Raw genomic sequence first — 22,129 nt, 5'->3', positions numbered from 1 at the left:
TTAAAATCCTCCTACTCGGAGGATTTTAGTTTTACCCGTGCCTGTGTAAGCAATGTTTCAGCTTTTGCCCCTAAATACACATATATCGCTAAAGCAATTAAAAGTCCCACCACTGCAAGCATCATCGCTATAGCTGGCATTAAATACTCTGATTGCCCTAATGCGGCTTTAAACATAGTGAGTAGTGCTTCAATTGATATAGCAATTAACACGGTAGAGATAAACCGGGTAATGGTTCGTCGTGTTGATGAGTGTCTAAAAATATCTTTATGCATGAGGATTTCTTCCTCAAGAATTGTTTTGCCAAGATCAAAAACAGCCAATGCTAACGTGATATAAATAATGATGCTAAAGGGTTCTAGGGGATCGGACGAACTATTTACGTGAGTTATTAATTCATAGATGTCGATAAATACGATGTTGAGTAAAAAAAGCACCAAACTAAATAAGCACGCCACAATAATGCCATAACCTGCTTTAAAATAAGGTGACATAGTCGCACGTGCGGTATCACCCATCACAAACTCAATAAGCTGCGTTAAACTTACATCAACAACTAAATAATGTTGATTATTGATAGGTTTGTTTAATTCTTTAATCGCAGATATACATAAATGGTTGGTCGCAATAGAAATATAAGGCGCAGTAAAACAAATAGCATTACAGGCTTTTACATTTAAAAAATAAGGCCGCTCACTTAAATCCTGATTATTGCCTCTCTGTGCTAATTTTTTATTGTAGGCACGTTTAAAACAAACGTTATTGCCCTGTTGTGAGCCCTTCTCGTCCAAACAGTATTGTAATTCTAAAAAAGGATAATGCTTTGTTAAATAGCGCATATCACGATTATTAGCGATGCCGTCATCTATACTCATTAAAATTGATTCTAATAAGCTATGTATTATCTGCTCATATTCGTTATAGCGCTCTACACTACTGATATAACTCATTCTCGCCATAATTAGGCTCCTTAAATACCCTAATCAACAGCTAAGCAAGTTTAAAACCAAAAATTAAAGAACTTAAAAATCAATAGATTAAATTAAATACATTGATGCCATTGCACTATTTTAGTGACAACTGCACACACTATTTCCCGCCACGCACAAAAAAGCAGCTGAGTATTTACTACTTAGCTGCTTTTTATGTCTCGTTTATAAATTACATAAACGCTTTCATCCGTAATGTAATTACTGAATTTTTGCGAACTCTTCTTTTGAAAGCTCACCGTTGCTATCAACATCTAAATCATCAAATAATTGAGCTAGTTGTGAGTTAGCTTGTGCTTCAGACTGGCTAATAACGCCGTCGCCATCAGTATCGAAAGAATCAAAGTCAACCGCAGCAAAAGCCGCTGAAGATGAAGCAAGTGCAATTAAAGCGAGTGTTTTAGTAAATGTTTTCATAATTAATCCTTAGGCTAAATGCCTTAATTAAAATGGTAAGAAGTCCTTTTCAAAGATCCTTAAGGGAAACTAGTACGCTGAAAATTCTTCTTTAGAAAGTTCACCATTACCATCTACATCTAGCTCTGCAAATTGCTCCATAAGCTCAGCAGCAACCGATGCCTCTGCTTGGCTGATGGTGCCACTGCCATCTACATCAAGCGTTTCAAAGTCTGTGCTTGCAAATACTGCAGATGAAGAAGCAAGCGCCATTAATACCAGTGTTGATTGTAACTTTTTCATAATATAATCCTTCAAAGTGTGCAATGTTCGTCAAATAAAAAATAATTGGCTCAAAACTATCAACCTCATATCCTTGCGATTCTTTGTCATAGGCTCCCTTGCCTATTTAGGTTGTCTTGGGCAACTCAGAATCAGTAGTAGTATTGAGCACTAAAGCTGGTTACGCCTTAGAAAACTCTGCTTTAGATAACTCACCGTTTTGGTCAGTATCAAGCTCAGTAAACTGGCTCATAAGTGAGGCGTCAACTGATGCTTCAGCTTGGCTAATAGCGCCGTTGCCATCCACATCGAGTGTGTCAAAATCGGTTGCTGCAAAAGCCGCTGATGAAGAAGCTAAAGCCATTAATACCAGTGTTGATTTAAGTGTTTTCATAATGTAATTCCTTCATTAGGTTGTGTGATGAAGCGATGTGCTTTATCACGTTTTTTGCTAAATACAGCTTAGGTATTACAACTTCGATGCCATGTTTTTAAAGTTATTTAAAAACATGCAGTTAGAATGATTTTGAAGCATTTTAATAAAAATAAACCATGATTTTGTTGCTTTTTAGCAACAACCACTGAGGCTGAAATAAATAAACATTTAAAATCAATAAGTTAAATTATAATAAAAAGAGACATGGGAATGAAAAAACCGGAAAAATCATGTTTAGAGCAGTTATGAGAATAAACCGACTCTGAACACATCCGACATACTTACTTTAACGGTATAAAATAATACGCATAACGCATTGAAATATAATAACTAAAATAATTTTTCTATTATTTTTTATAAAAACTTTTGAAGAACGATTTAAAAACTATCGTTTTGTTGCCAAATGGCGAATTGGGATGAAAACAAGCTGTAATAGAGGAGAGTCGCTAGCAATGTGTTGCTCTAAAAAACAATAAACTAGTCGCTCATACTCATAAGGGCTATGAGCGTGAGCAATGTGTTTTAAACAGCCTGCTTTATTTCCAACCTTGCAGCCATTTTTGTTGATCTTTTAAATCGCGCCACTGGATTGGGTATTGTTTTTTTGACATTACCGCCTCAGTGATACATTCAATGACGTTGCCGTCTTCATCAAACTCAACCTCAACAATAATAAAATGTTTATCCTTATTAATTGCTGGGATCGCTGTCCATTTACTATTAAGCAGTTTTTTAGGATTTAATTTATTCATACTACGCCTTCTAAGTTTTCTGCTTGAACATACGCATCAGAGCCATTTTTAGTTTTATTAATCTGATATTCAAGACACTACTAACGTGCCTTTATACATTTGCATTTGGCAATGAAAAGCATATTCACCCACTTTAAGTGCCGGCAGCTCAACAGTGTTATTTTCACCCATAGCGAGCGTTTTACTGATATCGAGTGAAGGAAACACCACCGTTTCGGCGCATGGGGCGCTGTCTTGTCGATTAAACGTCAGCGTTATTTTTTTATCAGCAGCCACTTTAATATGGGCAGGATAATAAACGCCGTTATTAACCACTATCGTTATTTTGTTATTATTACTCTGCACTTGCTTAGGTTTGTATAGCCAAAACCAGTATATAATAACCGCAATTAACAACGCACCGAGTATATTGATCATCAACATAATGCTACTCCTATTTATAAAATTACGATTTACTGGGTTTAAAAAAGCGCAGGCGATTGGCGTTTGTGACCACAGTTAGTGATGACAACGCCATAGCAGCACCTGCAACAACCGGGTTGAGTAATATACCAAAGAATGGATATAACAGCCCCGCAGCAATTGGAATACCTGCCACATTGTAAATAAATGCACCAAATAAATTTTGCTTAATATTGACTATAGTGGCGCTACTAACCGCAATGGCATCGCCAAGACTCTGTAATGAACCACGCATTAAGGTGATATCAGCGCTTTCTATCGCCACATCGGTGCCAGTGCCAATAGCAAACCCAACATCGGCCTGTGCCAGTGCCGGCGCATCGTTTATACCATCACCCGTCATACCGACTATTTCACCTTTAGCTTGGCGTTTAGTTACTTCACTGGCTTTGTCATCAGGCATTACTTGGGCAATAAAGTCCTTAATACCGACTTTGTTAGCGACGGCTCTGGCAGTAGCTTGGTTATCACCGGTCAGCATAACAACATGGATACCTTTTTTTTGTAGACGTTTAATGGCCTCTGCTGAATCGTCTTTTATCGGATCGGCTACCGCTATAATGGCTTGTAGTTGGGTATCAATAGCAAAATACATTGGCGTTTTAGCGGCGCTGGCTAATTGCTCAGCTTGCTCTTTTGCCTCTGCAATACTGATATTATGTTGGCTCATAAGCGCTTCATTGCCAAACAATAAAGTTTGTCCATCAAATGTGCCTGTAACACCTTTCCCCGTCACAGCGTTAAAATCGCTGACTTTTTCAATCGTGATATCTTCATTTTCAGTATAACTTACAATAGCTTGTGCTAAAGGATGCTCAGAGCCGCTTTCAAGACTAGCAGCAAGCTTAAGGACGTGTACTTTATCGCTATCATTAAAATTAATGATATCGGTAACGGTGGGTTTACCTTCTGTGATCGTGCCGGTTTTATCTAAAATCATGGTGGTTATTTTAGAGGTAGTTTGCAGCGCTTCTCCATTACGGATAAGTATTCCCGATTCAGCGGCTTTACCTATCCCAACCATAATTGACATAGGGGTTGCTAAACCCAGCGCACACGGACAGGCAATGATAAGCACCGTAGTCACGGCCACTACCGCATAAGCAATGCTCGGCTCGGGACCAAAATTAAGCCAAGCAAGGCCCGCGAGCACTGCAATAATCATTACCGTAGGAACAAATACGCCGGATATTACATCGGCTAAATGCCCTATGGAGGGTTTAGAATTTTGTGCTCGTTTAACCATATTAATAATACTGGCAAGTGTGGTTTCACTGCCAATATGGGTGGCTTTAAATAGCAACGTGCCACTTTTATTAATGCTGCCTGCAACAATGGTATCGCCCTCAATTTTGTTCACTGGCATAGGCTCACCCGTGAGCATTGACTCATCCACTGAGCTGTGACCTTCAATGACTTCACCATCCACAGGGATTTTTTCACCGGGGCGTACACGCACAGTCTCGTTTTTTAGTACCTCACTAATAGCTATATCTTGCTCTTCGTTATCACGCACTACCCGAGCGGTTTTTGGCTGCAAACCGATTAAGCGTTTTATCGCATCAGAAGTACGACCGCGGGCTTTTACTTCAAAGGCAAGGCCTAGGTTAATTAAACCGATGATCATCGCTGAGGCTTCAAAATAAACATGCCTAGCCACCTCGGGTAACACGCTTGGCGCAATGACTACCACCATAGAATACAACCACGCGGTACCTGTGCCCAACGCAATCAGTGTATCCATATTGGCGGTGTGGTTTTTAAATGACTGCCATGCGCCGTTGTAAAACTGTTTACCCGCAATGGCCATAACCACTAAAGTGACTATACCAACAATAAACCAGCCAATGCGCTGCGCGTTGGTGGTGACACTCATATCAAAAATAAGCCCATACAACATAAGCGGAGCGCCAACGCCTAGCGCCAATACCATATTACGCATTAGCTTTTTATAATGTGCGTTATCGGCTTTGGCTTTTTCATCTAGCGCGTCTTGCTCCGACTCGCTATTCATTGGCTTAGCCTTGTAACCAATATTTTCGACTGCTTCAATCAGCTCTGCTGATGGCACATTGCCTTCAACTTGCACACTGCGATCAGCAAAGTTCATTTCAACACGCTGCGCACCTGATACGCTTTTTAGCGCTTTTTCTATTTTTGCGACGCAGCTGCCGCAATTGGCACCTTCAATTATAAAATTTTGCACTGTGTCTTTATTGTTGCTCATTTTGCTTCCTCGGAACTAACTTGTTCGTTAAGGGGATCTACAAAGGTCTCAATTAAACTACATATATCAGCACTTGCGGCACCATCGCTTGAGTTTTCCCACTGTTTTACCGCTGCTTGCATACGCGTTCTTAGTTTGAGTGTTTCTTGAAATAGCCGCTCTGTTTCTTCAAGTCGCTTTGCTATTAATTGTCGTGTCAGTGGACACGGACAATTCCCTTGCTCCGACTGAGCAACTATTTGCTGAATATCTTTAATAGAAAAACCAAGTTGCCGTGCACTAATAATAAACTTTAAACGCTGTTGATCGGCAGCGGTATACACTTGATAGCCATTGCTTTGGCTACGAATGGGGTTAAGTAACTTTATACGCGTGTAGTGCCGCACTGTATCTTGGGTCACTCCCATGATTTTAGCTAGCTGTTTAACATACATAACTCACTCCATCGGGTTTTAATAGTGATATAATAAACCTATGTGTAACACAAAGGTCAACCGCTATTTTAAAACTCAGGGAATGCGTTATCGGCACATTAAATAAGTGATTACGTTTGCTTAAAGAAGAGGAAGAATACAGCAGTCACAAAATAGTGACTGCTAGAAAATGTAGACGTTATTTTGCTACGAGTTAGGTTAACTATAGTTTAATTTGCTTCGCTACGCGATTGTTTAAGTGCTTCACCTAGCTGCCCAGCAATTGCTTGGATCTCAGGCATGGCTTCTTGCACTAAAGATTGTGACATTTGCATAGATGCTTGCATCACCTGTGGCATTTTTTTCAAAATAGCTTGCCCTGACTCTGTTTTATAAAAATCGAGCATATCGCTAATCTCTTGCTCACTAAATTGCTTATCATAAAGGTTAACCATCATAGGCTGCATTTTTTGCCAGCTCATTTTGGTTTTTAGCACCTTAGTCATATCGGCATAATATTTATCAAATATTGGCTTTTCATCTGGCTTTACACCCATTTGCACCGACATATTTTGCATCATGCCCTCAACTTGAGAATACATAGAGTCAACCATGGCGTCCATATCCATCACCTCTACCAGCTCATCAATTTTTTGTTGCTTAGTAGTTTGCGCTGCATATAAGTTAGTTGAAAAAATAAGTAGTGATAAAAGTAATACCTTACACATATTAATATCCTTTTTGTATTTGAATTTACGCCATACTCACATGTTCAATAAGTGTTGTAAATGGGAACAACTAAAAAACAAAAAGCCGAATAACTACCATTATTCGGCTTTTTGTCGTTTGTTAGGGTTAATCTTTTTCGATATTATCGAGTCCTTTCGTTCCATCTTTGGCTTTTAACTTATGATGAATAGCGGTTTTAATTAGCATATAACCACTAATGGGCGCCGTGATTAATAAAAATATAGTGATTAATATTTCTTTTACGCTTAAGCCACTAGCTGAATTGGCAAAAAATACCATCGCAGCCGTGAGTATACTTGCCATCCCTAAAGTGGTTGCTTTAGTTGGCCCATGTAAACGCATAAAAAAGTCCGGCAGTTTAATTAAGCCAATAGAGCCAATTAAAATAAAGAGCCCACCTAACAACAGCAATATTGATACGATCCATTCACTTATCATTTTAATACCTTACTCAATTATATCGCCACGAAGTAAATACTTACATACTGCCACGGTACTTATAAAGCCTAACATTGCGATAAGCAAAGCGGCTTCAAAATATAAACCTGTTCCCATACTGATGCTATATAAAATAATCAATGCAATAACGTTAATATACATTGTATCGAGCGCCAAAATACGATCTGGTACTGATGGACCAATAATAAGTCGCCATAAATTTAGTAGTAATGACAATCCAACCATTGAAAAAACAATCAGTAATACTGTATCTAACATTGAAATATCTCCTTTAGGGGAGCTTCGTAGCGTGCTTTAATTTGTTTGATAAGTGCTTGCTCATCATCTAAATCCAACACGTGAATTAATAAATATCGCTGCGCAGGTTCATCATCTTCATTAAGTGACTTAATGAGAGGATAAACCTCAGCACTTACTGTACCCGGCGTTAAAGACACACAACTAGCTAAAATAGTAATTGGCATTTCATGCATTAAATCGATAGGTACTTTAACAAAACCTGGACGTAAATTTTTTGAAGGGCCCAGTATTAATAAAGCCACTTGTAAATTAGCCACAATAATATCGTAAAGCACAATAAGTAACTGCTTAAACGCCAAGCCAGGCTTTAATATGAGTGGTTGTGGATCTCTAAACGACATACTAAATAAAGGAATAAGCAGTGCTAACAATGCACCCAATATAATATGCCCTACAGACACACTGTTATTTAATAATAGCCATACTATAAATAAAAATAGACTACGAAACGGTGTGGGTAACCAACGAAAACGAGCTTCTAAGCGCATTACAGACCTCCCTTGAGTACCGCATTAATACCACCACTAATATCATGAAGTTGTGTTGCTGTTTCAAGTGCATATTGCGTTGCCAAATCACCAAAAACAACCAACAGTATTGAGCTTGTGAGCAGGCCAACAAGTACGATAACTTGCAACGTATGTGCATTAGCAACATCAGCAGCCTCACCGCCTTTGTCTTTATGCTCCCAAAACAAACTCGTGCCTGCACGTGATATAGCAACAATTAACGCTAAGCTCATAATTAAGTAAACAGGCCAAAATACCAGTGCTTGCTCACTGTTTAAGGTGGTTTTTAAAATCCAAATTTTACCTACAAAACCTGAAAGTGGCGGCATACCTATGACGGTTAGTCCAGCGATAATAAAACACGCTCCCAACAAGAATGGTTGTTTAACTGCGCGTCCGCCAACTAATCTGTCGCCGGCTTTACCTCGCTGAGTTGCAATTAAATCAGCCAGTAAAAATAGTGCTGCAGTCACTAACGTTGAGTGCACCAAATAATACAATAGTGCAGCTGTGGCGTTTATATTTTGAAGTGCAACCAGTGCCACTAAAGTACCCACAGAAACCAGTACTAAGTTTGCGGTAAGCTTACGTAAATCTTGTGCTGCCAACACCCCGATTGCCCCAATCACTATAGTAGCAATGGCCAACGCCCATAGCCAAGACTGCGCCATATGCTCAAGTTCACCGGCTTGCTCACCAAATACCACTGTATATACGCGTAAAGTGGCGTAAACACCTACTTTGGTCATAATCGCGAATAATGCAGCAACCACAGGTGTCGCACTTGAATAGGCATTTGGGAGCCATAAATGCAGTGGTAATAGTGCACTTTTAAGGGCAAATACTACAAGCAATAGTAACCCGCCCGCTTTAGCTAAATAAACATCATCACCGGTTAACTGCGGTACTTTATTAGCCATATCAGCAATGTTTAGGGTACCCAATACCCCATATAAAATACCTAAGCCGATTAAAAATACACTTGAGCCAACCAAGTTTAAAATAACGTAATGCAGTGCTGCACGTGTTTTTGGTTTACCGCCGCCGTGCATTAATAGCGCATAAGAAGCAATTAGTAACACTTCAAAAAAGACAAAGACGTTAAATAAATCACCCGTTAAAAACGCACCATTTACCCCTAATATTAAAAAATGAACCAAGGGATGGAAAAAGCTGCCTTGCTCGTCATCGCCGGCACACCCATATAAAACTACACCAAGACCTAAAAAGGCGGTTAAAGTAACCAGTAAAGTTGAGAGCATATCTGCTACCAGTACAATACCAAACGGCGCTGACCAGTTACCGATTGCATAAACAATAATCCCGTTATCTTTAACCTGAACCAGCAGTAATACTGTAATTACAAAGGTTAAAATAGCCATTAGGCTTGAAGTTAATCGCCGTGCAAATAAACTTTTGCCACACGGTGGCAGTAGCAGAATGATTGCCGCTAGCATAGGCATTAAAACAGGCAAAGATGCTAAATGCTGAATCATTTTCTCTCCTTGCGTTTACTTCTGGTTAGGGTGCCATCAACATGATCATTCCCTAAATCTGCTCGCCCTCGTATCGATAAAATAACCACAAACGCAGTCATGGCAAATCCTATCACAATAGCTGTTAATACTAAGGCTTGTGGCAGCGGATCGGCGTAATCAGCGCCAGTTCCAAGTACCACCGCTTTATTGATAGTTAAGCGCCCTGATGAGAATAAAAACAAATTAACCGCGTAAGAAATCATTGTCAGCCCCAGTACCACTGGGAATGTGCGCGCTCTTAATAATAAGAACACACCACAGGTGACTAGCACGCCAACGCAAGATGCGTATAACAGTTCCATTAAATATTTACCTCTTCTTTCTCTGCGTTCGCTGTCATATTACCTAAGCTCGCAAGGATCATTAGCGTCGCGCCAACGACGGTTAAGTACACGCCCAAGTCAAATACAATGGCGCTAGCTAGCTCTGTTTTACCAACAAACGGAATATCAAAGTAATCAAACCAGGTAGTTAAGAATGGTTTATCGAAGAACCAACTTCCGACACCCGTAAACATGGCAATAGCGATACCTGATGCAATAATTTTTCGATAGTTAACATCAAAACGTTCATTAATCCACGCAGTACCATGGGCCATATATTGTAAAATAAAGGCAATAGAGGTCACTAGGCCGGCAATAAATCCACCGCCCGGTAAGTTATGACCACGTAAGAAAATATAAGCGGATACTAATAGCGCCAATGGTAATAAGCTTTGTGAAATACAAGCCAATAAAATAGGGTGACGGTCTTTAGACCATGGGCGCCCTTCACTGTCGCTTGCTGGCATATAAAGCGGAATTCTTGATAACAGTTTAAATATACCCAGTGCTGCAATCCCTAACACGGTGATTTCACCTAAGGTATCAAAGCCCCTAAAATCAACTAAAATAACGTTAACAACGTTAGTACCCCCACCGCCTGTTTTAGCATTAGCAACAAAGAATTCAGAAATTGAATTAAGAGGACGGGTCAGTAATGCATAACAAATACTAGCAATAATTACCCCCACCGTAGAGGAAATAACCACATCACGTAAAATACGCAACGAGCTTGACTCTCTTGGCGTACTTTGCGGTAAGAAAAACAGTGCCAACATTAATAATATGATGGTCGCAACTTCTACTGTAAGTTGCGTTAAGGCCAAGTCAGGCGCTGAAAAACGTGTAAACGCTACCGACACCATTAATCCCACAATCGACAGCATTAATAACGACACCATCCGAATTCGATGCCAAATAACGGTAGCAATAGCACCAATAATCAGTAGCCCTGCACCTATAGCATTTTGAATATCAACTGGGGTGTTAGGTACACTGCCAGCTAGCTGTTTCATTTCAAATAATGGCCAACCTGAGGCAAGTAATACAACACCTAACATAATAAATACATAGCGTTGTAATGAGCCATTTTCTGTTGATTGGATTTTGTTTTGACACCAATTGACCACAACCGCTAAAAAACGCTCGAAGATTTTTTTAGCATTAAAAGGAGGTAACGACGCCTGGAACTGGAACAAGTACTTACGATTAACGTAAATAAATAAACCACCAATCACCGCCATTCCACTCATAAGTAGAGGTAAGTTGAAACCATGCCAAATAGTCAATTTATACTCAGGCATTGCTTGACCAAGTACGGCTAGTGAAGCAGCCGACAAGATACCGTCAACGGCAAAGTGTGGAAAAATACCCACTAAAATACATAGCACCACTAAAATTTCGATAGGCACACGCATATAACGCGGCGCCTCATGAGGGGTACGTGGTAAATCAATGGGCTCACCATTAAAGAACACGTCATGAATAAAGCGTGATGAGTACGCCACCGACAACGCGCCCGCAACAGTCGCTAGCACCGGAATTAACCAAGACATAGAGCCAAGCACCTGCTGATGCAGTGTTTCAGCAAAAAACATTTCTTTAGATAAGAAACCATTTAATAGCGGTACACCCGCCATAGCGGCAGCGGCCACCATCGCCAATGTGGCCGTATAAGGTAAGTAGCGCCACATGCCATTGAGTTTGCGCATATCACGCGTGCCGGTTTCATGGTCAATAATACCCGTGGCCATAAATAACGACGCTTTAAACGTAGCATGATTAATAATATGAAAAATAGCGGCTACGGTTGCAAGTTGTGTGTCTAGGCCGAGTAATAGAGTAATTAGGCCTAAATGACTAATTGTTGAATAGGCTAATAAGCCTTTTAAATCATGTTTGAATAACGCGATATAAGCGCCAAATAAAAGTGTAGTTAAACCCGTCAAACCGACTAATAAAAACCAAGTGTCGGTACCCGCCAGTGCTGGATAAAAACGCGCAAGTAAAAAGATACCCGCTTTTACCATAGTGGCAGAGTGTAAATAGGCACTAACAGGCGTAGGTGCTGCCATGGCGTGGGGTAACCAAAAATGAAACGGAAATTGTGCAGACTTGGTAAAGGCGCCTAGTAATACTAGCACCAGCGCTAATTCGTATAAATCATGTGATTGAATAATCGCTTTGCTAGCTAAAATAGTGTCTAGGTTGTAGCTTCCAACAATATCACCTAGCAGCATTAAGCCGCCCAGTAATGCTAAACCACCCGCACCGGTTACCGCCAGTGCCATACGCGCCCCCTTGCGCGCCTCTGATTTATGCCACCAGTAACTAATCAACAAGAACGAGCTAATACTGGTTAGCTCCCAAAATACCCATAACTGAATCACATTGTTTGACATAACAATGCCCAGCATGGCGGTCATAAATAACATTAAGTAACTAAATAGCTTTGGCAGTGAATCGTTTTGACTTAGGTAATAACGGGCATACAAAATAACCAGCAGCCCTATTCCTAAAATCATAAATAAAAACAGTAAACTCAATCCATCTAAGCGTAAGGAAATATCCAGCCCTAAAGCAGGTATCCACTGCGCGCTAAAACGAATGGTTTCTCCCGCGAGAACCGCAGGCGCATGATAAAGTGTAATTGCAAGCGCGGCTAAAGGCGTAATAGCCGTTAGGCTCGTTGCCTGATTTCGAGAAAGTTTGCCGGTGCATGCAGAAATAACACTGCCTAATAAGGATAACAGGGGTATCCAGAGCAAAGTCATAATGAAGGGCCTTTTTGAATCATAAAGTTTATCAATTCGCTACTTGTTATTATTAAATACCAAAGTGACTTGGGTATACGTTTTATATCTGTTTTTTAACAACATTAATACGTACAGTTATACTGATAAACACGGTTTTTGTCTATAGAAAGCGCTTCTAGCGGGGCAATAATCAAACAAAAAAGTCTATAAATTAATGAACTGGGATAAAACCGGCTCAGCTTTTAAGCAGTTTTAATAGGCTCATATAATCATTGGTTAAACAACCTAAAAGCACTCTATTTAATGATTAAAAGCGCGGGAATAAATCTGCATGTTGCTCTATATGAGTTTGCCACAAAGCCCGATATTGCTCTGAAAGTCCAACCTGTTGATATTGCATAATAGACCACTGTGCGCTTGGCTTATAAGCAACACCTCCTTGCTGACAGCTTTTGCTTTTGTGCCATCCTTTTGGCGCATCAGTGTTATGAGCAATAAACAAGTTAGGGGCAACCAACCCCTCAAGCTGACAAAGCCAAGCTTGTTTTTTTGCTGGTAAAGCGTATTCATCTTCAAAACCATTAAAGTGCATTAATTCATGTAAAAAGACTGCATAATTAGCCTGCGAGTTAATATGCATTAAGCCCTGATGCACATTGGCAGTACCTTGCTTGGGCATCATAATCGCAAAATCGAATCCTTTAGGAAGCCGCTGCTTAAGTGATGACTGTTGCCAATCGCACTGCGCAAGCGTTGCTTTAGTGCTGTTACAACCAATTGCATTACCAACATATATAGGCTTTGAAAAACAAAATGCATTACTACTAGGCTCTGGGTGTTGTGCGTATTTTTTCACAAAGTGGTTGAGCCTATATAAACCATCACGGTGATCGCTCAGCATTAGCACATTAAATGTGCATTGCTTTTGTATCTCAATTTGCTCGCTCGCTACCAAAAACCCTAATTTATTCATAAAGGGTTGGTTTAATGCATCGAAGGGAGCACGCTGTTGTAACTGTAAATGATAAAAGGCATCCCCTTTAGGGAGCTTATTGTGGGCTTTTAATAACGCTAAATCTTGCCAGCGCTGTTGAGCAAGCAATGAAGCTGCGAGATGTTTTTGTTGTTTAATTGTTATCTCATCGAGGCTTGCTTGCCAAAAGAGCTTGGCGGTTTCAGTTTGATTATTGGCTATTAATGATAACCCATATCCGTATTGTGCATGGGCTATTTTATTGCGTGCTAAGGTGGCTAATGAGGTCGGGGGGAGTTGTAAAATATGCGATGCAAAGTAACTAGGGAATTGCCAATAACTATCAATCACATTGGCTTTGGCGTGCAATACTTGCCAAAAGCCAATGCTATTTTGTTTATTACTGGAGCCACTAATTAAGCTAGCGCACAGTAATAAAATACTTAATTTAAAAAAGTTAGCCCGCGCTTTCACTTGCCATCAACTCAAGCTCTAAACGCGCATATTTATATTCTATAAATTCGTGAACGTTCGTTGCCAGCGCCAACTTAAAGTAATCTGTTGCAATTGAGAGCTCACCTGCGGCTTGGTGCTGTTTAGCTAAGTAAAAATAAGCTTCACATAAACGTTGAGCATATTCTTGTTGTGAACTTACACCATCGGCTATCCCTGAAAAAAATGCTTTTTCACTCATATCACCTACATACAAGGCAATAAGCTGGTATGCCCATTCATTTTCATCAAGGGCCGCCGCATTAGCTTTTAACGAAGCGAGTGCCTGAGTTTTATCTTGTGCCGCTTGCGCTAAATAAAGCCACAGCACACGATAAGGATCGTTAGGAGAGCGCTCCAAGAACGTTTTAAAGTCATCCTTTGCAAGCGTCGCTCTATCACCATAGTACAAAGCAATACCACGATTTAAATACGCATATTCATGTTCTTGGTCTAACTCTATGGCTGAATCAAAATACTCGTATGCTTTTTCGTATTGCTGCATCAAGGTATGTTGAATCCCCAAAAAGTTATACACTTCAGCCAAATCAGGTTTCAGTTTAACTGCTCGGTTAAAATCAATTCGCGATAAAGTTGTCATGCCTAAGCTATCAAACAGCACACCACGGTCATAATACAGCTTTGCTTGTTGCTCTTTACTTAAGTCTGCCCTATTTAATAGTTCTGAAAAACGAGCAATGGCAATTTCATTTCTAAAGTCTGATGCAAGTGGCGCAGTAAATGGCACATTAATAATAGCAGCGGGTTTAGTAGTAGCCTGACAAGCGCTTAAAGACAAAATAGCAAAAGATGCCAAGGCTAAATGTTTAAGTCTCATTAAAATCCTTAATACCGAGGTAAGTAGCAAATAGATAAGACATAAGCTGTCTTGTAAGGTTCATTCTTGTTATATGTTACTTAACGTCTTGAACATAATAGGTTGCTAACATTAAAGCATAAAAAAAGGGGCTAAACAGCCCCTTTTTATACTATCCAGTAATTATCTGGATGAAAGATTAGCAATTACGCGTCTTTAGACTCGTCAGCTGCAGGTGCTGCTGATTCCATTGCTTCTTTAATACTTAGACGTACACGGCCTTGGCGGTCTACTTCTAGTACTTTAACTTTAACTTCTTGACCTTCACTAAGGTGATCAGCAACGTTGTTAACACGCTCTGTGCTGATTTGTGAGATATGCACTAGGCCATCTTTACCAGGAAGAATATTTACAAACGCACCGAAGTCAACGATACGTACAACTTTACCTTCGTAGATAGTACCAACTTCAAGCTCAGCAGTTAATTGCTCAATACGGCTAATTGCATTTGCTGCACTTTCACCGTCTGTAGCAGCAATTTTGATTGTGCCATCATCACCGATTTCAATCGTAGTACCTGTTTCTTCAGTAAGTTGACGAATAGTTGCGCCACCTTTACCGATTACTTCAGCAATTTTCTTCTGTGGGATTTGCATCGTGTAAATACGCGGAGCAAACATAGATAACTCTTCAGAAGGTGCAGAAATCGCTTCGTCCATCACACCTAGAATGTGTAAACGAGCTGCTTTAGCTTGCTTAAGCGCGATTTGCATGATTTCTTGCGTGATACCTTCAATCTTGATATCCATTTGTAGTGCAGTGATACCGTTAGTTGTACCCGCTACTTTAAAGTCCATGTCACCTAAGTGATCTTCATCACCTAAGATATCTGAAAGTACTACAAAGTTTTCTTCTTCTTTAACTAGGCCCATCGCGATACCCGCAACAGAGGCTTTAATTGGTACACCCGCGTTCATAAGCGCTAGAGACGTACCACAAACCGATGCCATTGAAGATGAACCATTTGATTCAGTGATTTCAGATACAACACGAATTGAGTAAGGGAACTCAGTTAATGTTGGCATTACAGCTTGGATACCACGCTTAGCTAGGTTACCGTGGCCGATTTCACGACGCTTAGGAGAACCTACAAAACCCGTTTCACCTACACAGAATGGAGGGAAGTTGTAGTTAAGCATAAAGTGGTTTTTGTGCGTGCCAGTTAAATCATCGATTAACTGTGAGTCACGTTCTGTACCAAGTGTTGCTGTTACTAATGCTTGCGTTTCACCACGTGTAAAGATTGCAGAACCGTGAGTACGTGGAAGTACGCCAGTCATTACATCTAGTGCACGGATCATATCTGGTTCACGACCATCGATACGTTTTTCGCCAGCAGCGATACGGCCACGAACGATTTTCTTCTCAAGTGAACCGAATACTTTACCTACTTCTTGCTTATCAAGCGTTTCGCCTTCAGCAAGTTCGCTAGTAAGCGCTTCAACTACGGCATCTTTTGCTGCAGTTAATGCTTCTTTACGCGCTACTTTATCAGTAATACGGTAAGCTTCGCCTACTTTATCAGCAGCAAGTGTTGCTACTTTCTCTTCTAATGCAACGTTTTTCTCAGGTGCAGTCCAATCCCAAGTAGGCTTGCCTGCTTCTGCTTTAAATTCGTTGATTGCCTTGATGATAGACTGTGATTGCTCATGGCCGTATACAACTGCGCCTAGCATTACGTCTTCAGCAAGTACGTCTGCTTCTGATTCAACCATAAGTACGGCGTTATCAGTACCCGCAACAACTAAATCAAGTTGGCTTTCTTCAAGCTCTTTTAGTGTCGGGTTAAGTACGTATTCACCGTTGATGTAACCAACACGTGATGCACCAATTGGACCGCTGAACGGGATACCAGAGATAGCAAGTGCTGCTGATGTACCAATCATCGCAACCATATCAGGTTGGATTTCAGGGTTTACAGAAACAACTGTCGCGATAACTTGTACTTCGTTTACGAAACCATTAGGGAAAAGTGGACGAATTGGACGGTCAATCAGACGTGCAATAAGTGTTTCGCCATCGTTAGGACGACCTTCACGCTTAAGGAAACCACCTGGGATACGACCAGCAGCGTACATACGCTCTTGGTAGTTAACAGTTAGTGGGAAGAAATCTTGACCTGGTTGAGCTTCACGCTTACCAACAACCGTTACTAGTACTGACGTATCGCCAATGCTTGCTAGTACTGCGCCGTCTGCTTGACGAGCGATAGCACCTGTTTCTAGTGTCACTGTGTGTTGACCTAGTTGAAATTCTTTTATAATTGCTTGCACTTAAAATATTCCTTAAATGTATTTTTAGTATTAATTAAGTTTTCATCAAAGTACCAATTACAGTACATAATTGTATTCAGTTGGAAATCAATTAAGTACTACAATTGGCAATGATGTAAATAACCGTAGATAAACCTTTTTATCTACGCGCCATAGTATATAACAAAGTCAGGTAAAATTGCGAGCTTAGCACCGAGATAAAATAGTGCTTGCAGCAATGTCAAAAACATTCGCTTTGTGAAAGATAATAGTATGGCTTTTATTCGATATTTCAAGGGGTTTACTGAGAAGTACTGGGGAAGACGAGAAAATGTGAGCACAAAAAAAGGAGCTAAAAAGCTCCCCTTTTGATAATCAAGTTCTTAGCGACGTAGGCCAAGCTCTTTGATTAACGCAGTGTAACGCGAGATATCTTTACCTTTAAGGTAATCAAGCAGTTTACGGCGAGTGCTTACTTTACGAAGCAGACCACGACGTGAGTGGAAGTCATGCTTGTGATCAGCAAAGTGACCTTGAAGCTTGTTGATATCAAAAGTAAGTAATGCTACTTGTACTTCAGGTGAACCAGTGTCGCCTTCAGCGCGTGCGAATTTAGCAATGATATCGATTTTTTCTTGATTGCTTAGTGACATAATAACTCCAAAAGTTAAATTTAATAGGTGCTTTAGCCGATCACTAATTCAGCCAAAACGATTAAGCGGGCGTATTCTACCAATTATCAGCATAACTACAAGTTAAACTTTACTCTGGTTGCTGATTAGACAAGCCACGTTTTGATTTTAGATGGCCATCAGGATTACGTTCACCAGTACCAATAAAGATTCCGTCAGCCAGAACTTTTATTGCACCTTCAGGTAATTCTTTACCTAGCACCACAGCTTGACCATGGCTAAATGCTATTCCCTGCTCTTTAGTAATTTCCACAACAGGTAAATCAACTAACGCGGTATCCATTGGCAATAATAGTTCGTCAAGGTAAGTAGAAGGCGCAACGTCTTGTTCTTTCGCTTGATTTAATAACGTTTCTAACTGCTCAAGTGTGACCATTTTATCTGCTGGGTAATGCCCTACAGCACTACGATGCAGCATAATCACATGCGCGCCGCAGCCAAGGTTTTCACCTAAGTCATCAACGATAGTACGAATATATGTGCCTTTAGATACATGGGCAGTCATTTGTATTTCGTTGGCTTGCTCATCAAACTCATCAAGCGTTAAGCTAAATACGTTAATTTTTCGACATTTGCGAGGAACTTCTATGCCTTCACGCGCATATTTATATAAAGGCTTGCCTTCATATTTAAGCGCTGAGTACATTGATGGGTATTGATCTGACTCACCTAAAAATTTAGCAATTTCCTGTGTAAGCAGTTCAGCAGTAACATTAACATCACGCGTTTCGACCACTTCACCATCAGAGTCTGACGTGGTAGTACGCTCACCCAGTTTTGCTCGCACAACATAGGTTTTATCTGTATCGAGTAAAAACTGGGTAAACTTAGTGGCTTCACCAAAACAAATAGGCAGCATACCGGTCGCAAGCGGATCGAGCGCACCTGTGTGCCCCGCTTTTTGCGCAAAATAAATACCTTTAGCCTGCTGTAATGCCTTGTTTGATGAAATGCCTTCTGGTTTGTTTAACAACAAAATACCATCAACTGGACGGCCTTTACTGCGTCTTGCCATTAGTCTTTAGTGCCTTCTTCGCTATCTGTTTCATCATCAACATGCTTAGCATTATCTTCACGAATGATAGAGTCCACTAAGTTAGAGATGCGCATCCCTTCCATTAATGAATTATCAACCACAAATTTAAGCTCAGGCATGATTCGCGCACGAATACGTTTACCTAGCAACGAGCGGATATAACCGGTTGCTTCGTTAAGTACTTTGGCACTTTGCTTGGCTGCATTTTCATCTTCGGTGTTAAACACAGTAATGAAAACTTTGGCATAAGATAAATCGCGCGATATTTCTACCGCAGACACTGTCACCATGCCCAAGCGTGGATCTTTAATTTCGCGTTGTAAAATCACCGCAATTTCTTTTTGAATTTGCTGAGCAACACGATCAGTGCGAGAAAATTCTCTCATTTCACTTTCCTAAAATTATAACTTATTGAAAAATAATAATAAGCTAACTAAATAATGGATACACAAATGGGGGCTGAGCCCCCATTTAAAATCTTAGCATAGGTTATGTTGGGCTATCGAGGTACAACCTTGAATGTCCAAAACCACCTAATAACAATTAAAGAGTACGTTGTACTTCAACTGTTTCAAATACTTCGATTTGGTCACCAACGCGAACATCATTGTAGTTCTTAACGCCGATACCACATTCCATGCCGTTACGAACATCAGCAACGTCATCTTTAAAGCGACGTAATGACTCAAGCTCGCCTTCGTAAATAACCACGTTATCACGAAGTACACGAATTGGTGCGCTACGCTTGATAGTACCTTCAGTAACCATACAACCGGCAATTGCACCAATTTTTGGAGACTTAAATACGTCACGTACTTCAGCAAGACCAATGATCTCTTGTTTAAACTCAGGAGCAAGCATACCAGACATGGCTTGCTTAACTTCTTCGATAAGCGCGTAGATTACGCTGTAGTAACGAAGATCTAGGTTTTCAGAGTCAATCACTTTACGCGCTGATGCATCAGCACGAACGTTAAAGCCAACCACAATCGCGTTAGACGCTGCCGCAAGAGTTGCATCAGTTTCAGTGATACCACCAACACCAGAACCAACAATCTTCACTTTTACTTCATCAGTAGAAAGCTTAGTTAGTGAGTCTGAAATTGCTTCGATTGAACCTTGAACGTCTGCTTTAAGTACCACGTTAACTTCAGATACGTCGCCTTCAGTCATGTTAGTAAACATGTTTTCAAGCTTCGCTTTTTGTTGACGTGCTAGTTTAACATCGCGGAATTTACCTTGACGGTAAAGTGCAACTTCACGTGCTTTACGCTCATCTTTAACTACAGTTGCTTCATCACCGGCAGCTGGAATACCAGACAGACCTAAAATCTCTACTGGAATAGAAGGACCTGCAGACTTGATATCTTTACCGTTTTCATCGCGCATAGCACGAACACGGCCGTATTCAAGACCACATAATACAATGTCACCTTGATTAAGCGTACCTGACTGAACAAGAATAGACGCTACTGGACCACGGCCTTTATCAAGACGTGATTCAATAACAACACCTGCAGCCATACCTTCGGTCGGCGCATTTAATTCTAAAAGCTCAGATTGCATTAATACAGCTTCTAGCAGGTCATCAATACCTAAACCAGTTTTTGCTGAAATGTGCACGTACTGTGTATCGCCGCCCCACTCTTCTGGGATAACGTCTAGCTGAGCTAGTTCGTTTTTAACGCGATCTGGATCTGCGCCTTCTTTATCCATTTTGTTAACAGCAATAATTAAAGGAACGCCAGCTGCGCGAGCATGCTGTACCGCTTCTTTAGTTTGTGGCATTACGCCATCATCAGCTGCAACTACTAGGATTACGATATCAGTCGCTTTTGCACCACGAGCACGCATTGATGTAAATGCGGCGTGACCCGGAGTATCTAAGAAAGTGATCATGTTGCCGTTAGTTTCAACGTGGTATGCACCAATGTGCTGTGTAATACCACCGGCTTCGCCTGATGCAACTTTAGCTGAACGAATGTAATCAAGCGTCGATGTTTTACCGTGGTCAACGTGACCCATAACAGTTACTACTGGCGCACGTGGCTCTGACTTACCATCTTCATGGCGGTCATTAAGTACTGTTTGCTCTAATTCGTTTTCTTTAACGATGATAACTTTATGGCCCATTTCTTCTGCAACAAGTTGCGCAGTTTCTTGGTCAATAACTTGGTTAATCGTAACCATGTCACCCATTTTCATCATTGTTTTTACAACTTCAGCGCCTTTAACAGCCATGCGTGACGCAAGCTCAGCAACTGTAATTGTTTCACTAATACGCACTTCGTTTTTAACATCAGCCGTTGGTTTTTGGAAACCGTGCTGTAATGACGCTGGCGCTTTTAGCTTACCTTTTTTACCTTTAGACGCTGCAAATTTATCTTTTGCTGGCGCTTTTTTCTTTTTCTTCGCACGGCGTGAGCCTTGCTCTTCGCGAGCATCTGCTACATCTTCTGCTTCACGTGCGTAAGTTGAAGTCGTAAGGTGGTGATCCGCGGTTTCTTCGCGTTTCTTACGTTCTTCTTCTTCTTTCTTCCAGCGTGCTGAATTCTCTTCAGCTAGCTTTCTTGCCTCTTCTGCTTGACGTTTCGCTTCTTCTTCAGCTTTCTTCAATGCGGCCTCTTCTGCTTCTTTTTGCAGACGCTCAGCTTCGATGCGATCTTTCTCAGACTTAGCACTTTGCTCAGGGGTCATCTGCTGTTGTTTCGCTTTACGCTCAGCATCTGCTTTGCGTTTAGCTTCTTCTTTGGCTTTACGATCAGCGTCTTCTTTCGCTTTACGTTCTGCCTCTTGTTTCGCTTTCAATTCTGCGGCTTCTTGTTCAGCTTTTTGCTGCTCTTCAAGACGCGCTTTTTCTTCAGCGGCTAGACGTTGCTGTTCTTGCTCTTGCTCAACAGCACTTTTTTTCACGTAAGTGCGGGTTTTGCGAACCTCAACTTGCACAGCCTTTGCTTTACCCGTAGAGCCAGTCACACTTAATGTGCTTTTGCTCTTACGTTGCAATGTCATACGCGCTGGACCTTCAGATCCAGTACCGCCATGTTGCTTGCTTAGGTGATCAAGTAACGTTGCTTTTTCAGCTTCTGTTACATTATCGCCTGCTTGTTTAGTAATACCGGCTTGTGAAAACTGCTGTAGCAATTTATCAACAGTTGTACCTATATCACCGGCTAGTTTTTCAACATTTACTTCTGCCATAGTCTCTAATACCTCCG

The 22,129-nt window shown here is 40.8% G+C and carries 22 protein-coding genes; all 22 read right to left on the bottom strand.

The window, feature by feature from the left end; translation table 11 throughout:
• Positions 1-11: 11 nt before the first annotated feature.
• On the bottom strand, positions 12-959 hold the full coding sequence (locus ABZP26_RS05630; protein WP_016899465.1) for an EAL-associated domain-containing protein: 948 nt from the start codon (positions 957-959) through the stop codon (positions 12-14).
• Positions 960-1,190: 231 nt separating this feature from the next.
• Positions 1,191-1,406 carry a calmodulin gene (locus tag ABZP26_RS05625; RefSeq protein ID WP_013464551.1) on the bottom strand — a complete coding sequence of 72 codons (216 nt, stop codon included), beginning with the start codon at positions 1,404-1,406 and terminating at the stop codon, positions 1,191-1,193.
• A gap of 69 nt (positions 1,407-1,475) precedes the next feature.
• On the bottom strand, positions 1,476-1,688 hold the full coding sequence (locus ABZP26_RS05620) for an EF-hand domain-containing protein (protein WP_128583298.1): 213 nt from the start codon (positions 1,686-1,688) through the stop codon (positions 1,476-1,478).
• A gap of 160 nt (positions 1,689-1,848) precedes the next feature.
• Positions 1,849-2,061, bottom strand: a complete 213-nt coding sequence (locus ABZP26_RS05615) for a calmodulin (protein WP_008467122.1) — start codon at positions 2,059-2,061, stop codon at positions 1,849-1,851.
• A gap of 578 nt (positions 2,062-2,639) precedes the next feature.
• Positions 2,640-2,855, bottom strand: a complete 216-nt coding sequence (locus tag ABZP26_RS05610) for a TIGR02450 family Trp-rich protein (RefSeq protein ID WP_368485452.1) — start codon at positions 2,853-2,855, stop codon at positions 2,640-2,642.
• Positions 2,856-2,924: 69 nt separating this feature from the next.
• Positions 2,925-3,278, bottom strand: a complete 354-nt coding sequence (locus tag ABZP26_RS05605) for a cupredoxin domain-containing protein (RefSeq protein WP_058154388.1) — start codon at positions 3,276-3,278, stop codon at positions 2,925-2,927.
• 22 nt (positions 3,279-3,300) lie between these two features.
• Positions 3,301-5,544: a heavy metal translocating P-type ATPase gene (locus ABZP26_RS05600; RefSeq protein WP_368485451.1), complete on the bottom strand. Its 2,244-nt coding sequence runs from the start codon at positions 5,542-5,544 to the stop codon at positions 3,301-3,303.
• The gene (locus tag ABZP26_RS05595; protein WP_215522002.1) at positions 5,541-5,978 is read right to left on the bottom strand and encodes a MerR family transcriptional regulator; all 438 of its coding nucleotides are present in this window, start codon (positions 5,976-5,978) and stop codon (positions 5,541-5,543) included. Before ABZP26_RS05595 ends, ABZP26_RS05600 begins: the two co-directional genes overlap by 4 nt.
• Positions 5,979-6,187: 209 nt before the next feature.
• Complete coding sequence (locus ABZP26_RS05590; RefSeq protein WP_215522001.1) at positions 6,188-6,685, bottom strand: DUF2059 domain-containing protein; 498 nt, start codon at positions 6,683-6,685, stop codon at positions 6,188-6,190.
• A gap of 127 nt (positions 6,686-6,812) precedes the next feature.
• Entirely contained in the window at positions 6,813-7,145 is a 333-nt protein-coding gene (locus ABZP26_RS05585) for a Na+/H+ antiporter subunit G (RefSeq protein WP_013464546.1), read from the bottom strand.
• A 9-nt stretch (positions 7,146-7,154) separates the two neighbouring features.
• A complete protein-coding gene (locus ABZP26_RS05580; protein WP_008114565.1) occupies positions 7,155-7,424 on the bottom strand; it encodes a K+/H+ antiporter subunit F in 270 nt (89 codons plus the stop codon).
• A complete protein-coding gene (locus ABZP26_RS05575) occupies positions 7,418-7,954 on the bottom strand; it encodes a Na+/H+ antiporter subunit E (protein ID WP_016899457.1) in 537 nt (178 codons plus the stop codon). Before ABZP26_RS05575 ends, ABZP26_RS05580 begins: the two co-directional genes overlap by 7 nt.
• The gene (locus tag ABZP26_RS05570) at positions 7,954-9,471 is read right to left on the bottom strand and encodes a monovalent cation/H+ antiporter subunit D (protein WP_368485450.1); all 1,518 of its coding nucleotides are present in this window, start codon (positions 9,469-9,471) and stop codon (positions 7,954-7,956) included. The genes ABZP26_RS05575 and ABZP26_RS05570 overlap by 1 nt, the downstream gene beginning before the upstream one ends.
• A complete protein-coding gene (locus ABZP26_RS05565) occupies positions 9,468-9,815 on the bottom strand; it encodes a Na+/H+ antiporter subunit C (protein WP_013464542.1) in 348 nt (115 codons plus the stop codon). The genes ABZP26_RS05570 and ABZP26_RS05565 overlap by 4 nt, the downstream gene beginning before the upstream one ends.
• Complete coding sequence (locus ABZP26_RS05560; protein WP_368485449.1) at positions 9,815-12,607, bottom strand: monovalent cation/H+ antiporter subunit A; 2,793 nt, start codon at positions 12,605-12,607, stop codon at positions 9,815-9,817. The genes ABZP26_RS05565 and ABZP26_RS05560 overlap by 1 nt, the downstream gene beginning before the upstream one ends.
• Before the next feature lie 289 nt (positions 12,608-12,896).
• A complete protein-coding gene (locus tag ABZP26_RS05555) occupies positions 12,897-14,036 on the bottom strand; it encodes a hypothetical protein (RefSeq protein ID WP_368485448.1) in 1,140 nt (379 codons plus the stop codon).
• Entirely contained in the window at positions 14,020-14,892 is an 873-nt protein-coding gene (nlpI, locus tag ABZP26_RS05550; protein WP_368485447.1) for a lipoprotein NlpI, read from the bottom strand. Before nlpI ends, ABZP26_RS05555 begins: the two co-directional genes overlap by 17 nt.
• 185 nt (positions 14,893-15,077) lie before the next feature.
• On the bottom strand, positions 15,078-17,204 hold the full coding sequence (gene pnp / locus ABZP26_RS05545; RefSeq protein WP_013464538.1) for a polyribonucleotide nucleotidyltransferase: 2,127 nt from the start codon (positions 17,202-17,204) through the stop codon (positions 15,078-15,080).
• A gap of 362 nt (positions 17,205-17,566) precedes the next feature.
• Positions 17,567-17,836: a 30S ribosomal protein S15 gene (rpsO, locus tag ABZP26_RS05540; protein ID WP_006793376.1), complete on the bottom strand. Its 270-nt coding sequence runs from the start codon at positions 17,834-17,836 to the stop codon at positions 17,567-17,569.
• 109 nt (positions 17,837-17,945) lie between these two features.
• A complete protein-coding gene (truB, locus tag ABZP26_RS05535) occupies positions 17,946-18,890 on the bottom strand; it encodes a tRNA pseudouridine(55) synthase TruB (protein ID WP_013464537.1) in 945 nt (314 codons plus the stop codon).
• Positions 18,890-19,297 carry a 30S ribosome-binding factor RbfA gene (gene rbfA, locus ABZP26_RS05530; RefSeq protein WP_064664051.1) on the bottom strand — a complete coding sequence of 136 codons (408 nt, stop codon included), beginning with the start codon at positions 19,295-19,297 and terminating at the stop codon, positions 18,890-18,892. The genes truB and rbfA overlap by 1 nt, the downstream gene beginning before the upstream one ends.
• A 157-nt stretch (positions 19,298-19,454) precedes the next feature.
• Positions 19,455-22,112, bottom strand: a complete 2,658-nt coding sequence (infB, locus tag ABZP26_RS05525; RefSeq protein ID WP_064664050.1) for a translation initiation factor IF-2 — start codon at positions 22,110-22,112, stop codon at positions 19,455-19,457.
• Between the last annotated feature and the right edge of the window lie 17 nt (positions 22,113-22,129).

It is taken from the genome of Pseudoalteromonas sp. SD03 (assembly GCF_040937955.1).
In the GTDB taxonomy this organism is placed as follows: Bacteria; Pseudomonadota; Gammaproteobacteria; order Enterobacterales; family Alteromonadaceae; genus Pseudoalteromonas; species Pseudoalteromonas tetraodonis.
The sequence above is the reverse complement of the archived record's forward strand: the minus strand, read 5'-3'. Positions and strand labels throughout refer to the sequence as shown.

Bases quoted from the DNA above. Each gene is read 5' to 3' on its own strand.
- infB (WP_064664050.1), bottom strand. From the start codon at position 22,112: ATGGCAGAAGTAAATGTTGAAAAACTAGCCGGTGATATAGGTACAACT.
- nlpI (WP_368485447.1), bottom strand. From the start codon at position 14,892: ATGAGACTTAAACATTTAGCCTTGGCATCTTTTGCTATTTTGTCTTTA.
- ABZP26_RS05570 (WP_368485450.1), bottom strand. From the start codon at position 9,471: ATGATTCAGCATTTAGCATCTTTGCCTGTTTTAATGCCTATGCTAGCG.
- ABZP26_RS05615 (WP_008467122.1), bottom strand. From the start codon at position 2,061: ATGAAAACACTTAAATCAACACTGGTATTAATGGCTTTAGCTTCTTCA.
- rbfA (WP_064664051.1), bottom strand. From the start codon at position 19,297: ATGAGAGAATTTTCTCGCACTGATCGTGTTGCTCAGCAAATTCAAAAA.
- ABZP26_RS05590 (WP_215522001.1), bottom strand. From the start codon at position 6,685: ATGTGTAAGGTATTACTTTTATCACTACTTATTTTTTCAACTAACTTA.
- ABZP26_RS05580 (WP_008114565.1), bottom strand. From the start codon at position 7,424: ATGTTAGATACAGTATTACTGATTGTTTTTTCAATGGTTGGATTGTCA.
- ABZP26_RS05620 (WP_128583298.1), bottom strand. From the start codon at position 1,688: ATGAAAAAGTTACAATCAACACTGGTATTAATGGCGCTTGCTTCTTCA.
- truB (WP_013464537.1), bottom strand. From the start codon at position 18,890: ATGGCAAGACGCAGTAAAGGCCGTCCAGTTGATGGTATTTTGTTGTTA.
- ABZP26_RS05595 (WP_215522002.1), bottom strand. From the start codon at position 5,978: ATGTATGTTAAACAGCTAGCTAAAATCATGGGAGTGACCCAAGATACA.
- ABZP26_RS05605 (WP_058154388.1), bottom strand. From the start codon at position 3,278: ATGTTGATGATCAATATACTCGGTGCGTTGTTAATTGCGGTTATTATA.
- ABZP26_RS05575 (WP_016899457.1), bottom strand. From the start codon at position 7,954: ATGCGCTTAGAAGCTCGTTTTCGTTGGTTACCCACACCGTTTCGTAGT.
- ABZP26_RS05565 (WP_013464542.1), bottom strand. From the start codon at position 9,815: ATGGAACTGTTATACGCATCTTGCGTTGGCGTGCTAGTCACCTGTGGT.
- rpsO (WP_006793376.1), bottom strand. From the start codon at position 17,836: ATGTCACTAAGCAATCAAGAAAAAATCGATATCATTGCTAAATTCGCA.
- ABZP26_RS05600 (WP_368485451.1), bottom strand. From the start codon at position 5,544: ATGAGCAACAATAAAGACACAGTGCAAAATTTTATAATTGAAGGTGCC.
- ABZP26_RS05585 (WP_013464546.1), bottom strand. From the start codon at position 7,145: ATGATAAGTGAATGGATCGTATCAATATTGCTGTTGTTAGGTGGGCTC.
- ABZP26_RS05630 (WP_016899465.1), bottom strand. From the start codon at position 959: ATGGCGAGAATGAGTTATATCAGTAGTGTAGAGCGCTATAACGAATAT.
- ABZP26_RS05560 (WP_368485449.1), bottom strand. From the start codon at position 12,607: ATGACTTTGCTCTGGATACCCCTGTTATCCTTATTAGGCAGTGTTATT.
- ABZP26_RS05625 (WP_013464551.1), bottom strand. From the start codon at position 1,406: ATGAAAACATTTACTAAAACACTCGCTTTAATTGCACTTGCTTCATCT.
- ABZP26_RS05610 (WP_368485452.1), bottom strand. From the start codon at position 2,855: ATGAATAAATTAAATCCTAAAAAACTGCTTAATAGTAAATGGACAGCG.